The 4,197-nt window shown below is 67.6% G+C and carries 4 protein-coding genes; 2 read left to right on the top strand and 2 right to left on the bottom strand.

Annotated elements, in window-relative coordinates; translation table 11 throughout:
- Positions 1 to 717: hydantoinase/oxoprolinase N-terminal domain-containing protein (locus tag ACESM1_RS30150; RefSeq protein WP_372625074.1), on the bottom strand; the 717-nt coding region annotated here is incomplete at its 3' end.
- A gap of 129 nt (positions 718 to 846) precedes the next feature.
- Positions 847 to 3,510, bottom strand: a complete 2,664-nt coding sequence (locus ACESM1_RS30155; protein ID WP_372625076.1) for a LuxR C-terminal-related transcriptional regulator — start codon at positions 3,508 to 3,510, stop codon at positions 847 to 849.
- Positions 3,511 to 3,682: 172 nt separating this feature from the next.
- On the opposite strand from ACESM1_RS30155, the gene ACESM1_RS30160 reads away from it, so the two are divergent.
- Together ACESM1_RS30160 and ACESM1_RS30165 are read left to right on the top strand one after the other, a co-directional pair.
- Positions 3,683 to 3,916 carry a ribbon-helix-helix protein, CopG family gene (locus tag ACESM1_RS30160; RefSeq protein WP_372625078.1) on the top strand — a complete coding sequence of 78 codons (234 nt, stop codon included), beginning with the start codon at positions 3,683 to 3,685 and terminating at the stop codon, positions 3,914 to 3,916.
- A 3-nt stretch (positions 3,917 to 3,919) separates the two neighbouring features.
- Positions 3,920 to 4,197, top strand: a 278-nt coding sequence (locus ACESM1_RS30165; protein WP_372625080.1) for a type II toxin-antitoxin system PemK/MazF family toxin, incomplete at its 3' end; no start/stop codon positions are given.

Here is a 4,197-nt window from a genome sequence, read left to right on the forward strand (position 1 = left end):
GCAGTCCGCGCTCATGTGGGTGCCGTCGTTCTGGCTGATGAAGAACGACGCGTCGATCCGAAGCCGGGCGAGTGCCGCGCGAAACGAGCCCACCACCTCGCGGGACAGCTCGGCGAGGCTCGCATTCATCACCGCGGCGTTCTCCCGCTCGAGGATGCCCATGCGGCCGATCCGGCTGGAGAGCGTGATCGACGCGTCCGGTAGCTCCTGGCGCACGATGTCCGCGGCGCGTTCCTCCATGGCGGCATTGACCGGTGAAAACAGCCCCGTGATGGCTACGGTGCTGATGCCAGCCGCACGCAGGCTGCGAGCGGCCTCTGCCACGGCCCGCTCGTCCAGCGGGTCCGCCTCCCGGCCGTCGTACTGGTAGCCGCCGACGATCATGTGATGATGACGGCCCACGGCGTCCGCCATGTCGGCGGGCCAATCGCTGAGCGGCGGCACCCCCCGGGACGACGGCAGGGCGATACGGATGATGCCCACGGGCAGGAGCCGCTGGCGCTGCACAAACGCGTTGGTGAAGTGGGTGGTGCCGATCATCACCGCGTGCACGTCGCCAGCGGCGATCTTCGCCTGACCCAGCACGGCGCCGATGGCGCCCACGATGCCGTCGCTGACGTTCTCGGTGGTAGGCGCCTTGTGCCATGCCACCACCGTACGGCCGTCCATCACCACGGCGTCGGTGTTGGTGCCTCCCACGTCCACCCCGATTCTCACAGCGCGGCATCCCCCGATTTGATGCGGGGTCGACGCTAACAGCGCCTGCCGGGAGCGGGAACACCTACCGCGGGTAGGGTAGGTGGCGTTTCCGGGTAGGACCGCCCAGCCATGACTTCGGGATCTCGCCTACAGCAATCCGCGGCGGATGGCTGCCGTGACGGCATCCTGCCGCGAAGTGACCGCCAACTTATCGAACAGGTTCTTGATGTGGAACTTCACCGTGTTGATGGAGAGCGGCACGGCTTCGGCGATCTCACGGTTCGACCGCCCCTGCATCAGATAACCCAGCACCTCCCGCTCCCGGGGGCTGAGCAGGCCCGGCGGCTGGTCGTTGCGCTGCTGCCGGCCGATCTCCAGCGAGAGCTCGGCAAGAAAGGTATCGCGCAGGCGGTTACGCCGGCGGCCTTCCGAGAGACGGGTGAGATCGCGCAGCACCGGCAGCAGCAGCGGGCCGGCATCGATGAACGGCCGCTTGATGCCTTCGAACACAGAGGTGGCGAGAGCCTTCTCCAGCGTGGCACGGGCCTCGGCGTGGCGATCGAGCTGCCACTGGACGATGGCGAGCTGGACCGACAGCAGAATGAAGCAGCGGAGGTGGCGTTCCCGGTACGCCTGATCGGTCTCGGGGGTGAGCAGAACTTCCGCCGCTTCCAGCTCACCGGCGCTCATGAGCATCCGCGCGCGAGCCGCCGTCCGGGCTTCGCGCAGTGAGGGATCCACCACGTCGGCCCCGGTCGCTCCGCCCTCGTCGAATCCCTCGGTCACGGACTCGGCATCGTCCCACAGCGCCCGCAGCCGCGCGTCCATGATGCGCTGCAGATCCGGCAGCTTGCGCGCTCGCGCAGTCACGCGCACCCGGCGGGCGATGGCGGCGAGCCCGTCCGCGTCCTGGCGCAGGCGCGCCAGCCGCATGGCGGTGAAATAGGCGGCTTCGTAGACCTCGGGCCAGGAATCGAACTGCTCGATGTGGGGCAGCGCCTGCTCGAGCAGGCGCTCGGCCTCGTGCACATGATTCTTTTCGTAGGCGACCTCGCTGAGGAACGCCCGCGCGATGGCGGCGAGATCACTGTCTTCGCCGAAGTGCTCCACCGACAGATCGTAGCCTTCCCGGTACAGCGCCTCGGCGTCCCGCAGGCGACCCTGCAGCAGGCGCGCGTGGCCCTGGTGGAAATAGATGAACGTTTCGCCGTAGAGGGAGCCTATGGCGCGGAAATGGGCGATCGCCTGCTCCCCCACGGCGAACGCTTCTTCCGACCGGCCGAGCCGGGCGTAGATGGCGCACTGCAGATTGCAGCTCACCGCGCGCATCACATGATTGTCGAGCGGCAGCATGCCCGTGACCGCCTTCAAGGCTACGAGCTCGTCCGCGGTGACCTCGCGGCCGGCGTAGCGGTCGATGAGGCAGGACGCCAGGTGCATCTCGGCAGCGAGCTCCGGATCGCTTCGCCGCAGCTCCGCCACGGCTGCGCGCAAGCCCTCGAGCTTTCCCCGGGCGACCTCGTGCTCGCCGAGCCTTGCGTCCAGGTAAACGGCGGCCAGCGACAACCGCGGATGCCGGATCAGCACCACCTCAGGAATCTGCGGCAACGCGCGTTGGAACACCCCCACGTGGCCGAGCAGCGCGTAGTGCCAGCCGCCGAGCGCCTCCAGCACCTCGGCCAGCAACTCGGCACTGCCGGAAGCGAGCGCATGCTGAACCGCTTCGGTGCTGTGGCCGTGGTCGTGGAACCAGCGTGCCGCCAGCCCGTGCAGCTCCGCGACCGGACGGCCGCCGCCGCGGCGCAGCCGCTCCTGCAGGAACTCGCTGAACAGACGGTGATAACGGTACCAGGCGCGCTCGTGGTCCAGGCCGTGCACAAAAAGATCGCGCTGCTCGAGCCGCTCGAGCAACGTCCAGCAGTGGCCCGCGCCGCAGAGGGCCTCTGCCAGGTCGCCATTCACCCGCTCCAGGATGGAGGTGTTCAGCAGCAGGGCCTGCTCCTCCGGCCTGAGCGTGTCGAACACCTGCTCGACGAAGTAATCCACCAGGTCGGATGCGCGGCCCGAAATCTGCTCGAGCGCCTGCGCCACCGGCGTGCCCTGCTGCAACCAGCGGCGCACCGCCTGCAGAGCGATCGGCCAGCCCTCGGTCCGCTCGAACAGCGCCTGCGCCCACTCGCCTACCGATGGGGCGCGCTCGGCCAGGTATGCGGCGATCTCCTCCGGACTGAAGCGCAGCTCGGACTGGTCCAGCTCCAGCAAGTCCTCGTGGGCCCGCAGATCCGCGGTCGACAGCGACCGTGGAAAGCGCCGGGAGCTGATCACCAAGTGAACGTTGCCTGGCAGCATGTACTGCAGGTAGTCGAGCAGCGCCCCGGTCTCGGCACACTCGGCGCGATGATAGTCGTCGAGCACGATGGCGTGGGTTCCGGCGCAGCGGCCGAGGGCCGTGATGAGGGAAGCGCTGGTGGCCGCAGGACTCGCAACGGAAAAGCTGTGGGGCGAGTTGATGAGGTCGACACCTGCCGCGAACCCCGCCTCCTTGCAGGCTTCAATGAGATAGTTCAGGAACTGGAACGGGTCACTATCGTGCTCGTCCAGGCAGAGCCAAGCGACGGGGATCCCCTGGCTGCGCAGCCGTTCGTACCACTGGGCGAGCAGCGAGCTCTTGCCGTATCCGGCGGGCGCGTGAACCACCGTGAGGCGGGTGTCCAGGGCCGCGTCCAGGCGTTGCATCAGGGCTGTGCGCGGCACCGGGCTGCGCAAGCGGACCGAAGGCTGCAGCTTCGAGGCGATCGCCCAGCTCGTCATGTCGTTCCCCCGGGAGCCACCCTACCCCGGGTAGGTTACGGAGACCCTCGAGTACAGACAACTCGGGTAGCCGTCATCGCGGCCGCATTCCGACACGGCGCGTCGCGGGGCGCTTGGCTGGCAGGCATGTCGAGCGCAGTATTACTGGGGTAATACGGAATAAATCATCCGGATGAAGACCATCACGCTGAAAGCAGACGACGACTTCGACAAGCTGCTCTCCCGTCTGGCGGCAAAGCTCGACACTACGCGAAGCGCGGTGATTCGTGAGGCGGTGCGGAGCTATGAGCGTCAACTGGAGCGGGACGCGCTGCGGCGACAGCTACGCGAGGCATCCCGCCGGACTCGCTCTCAGGCTACCGCCGTGCAGCGGGAGCTTGATTCGGCAACCGGCGATGGCTTGTAGCCGGTGGCCCTCAAGCGCGGCGGCAACTACCTGGCGAACTTCGACCCCTCCAAAGGCACCGAGCCGGGAAAGATTCGCTCCTGCCTGGTCATCCAGACGGACCTGCTGAACGACGAGGAGCATCCGAGCACCACGGTGCTGCCGCTCACCACGCAGCTGATCGAGGAGGCCGCACCGCTGCGTTTCCGAATTGCGGCACGGGACGGCCTCCGTCAGGACTCCGACGTGATGGTCGATCAGCTACGCACCATCGACAATAGACGGATTCAGGGGGAGCAGCT

The sequence above is a fragment of the Falsiroseomonas sp. genome, assembly GCF_041690465.1.
GTDB lineage: Bacteria > Pseudomonadota > Alphaproteobacteria > Acetobacterales > Acetobacteraceae > Falsiroseomonas.

Excerpts from the sequence above, each read along its gene's own strand:
- ACESM1_RS30160 (WP_372625078.1), top strand. The coding sequence starts at position 3,683 with ATGAAGACCATCACGCTGAAAGCAGACGACGACTTCGACAAGCTGCTC.
- ACESM1_RS30155 (WP_372625076.1), bottom strand. The coding sequence starts at position 3,510 with ATGACGAGCTGGGCGATCGCCTCGAAGCTGCAGCCTTCGGTCCGCTTG.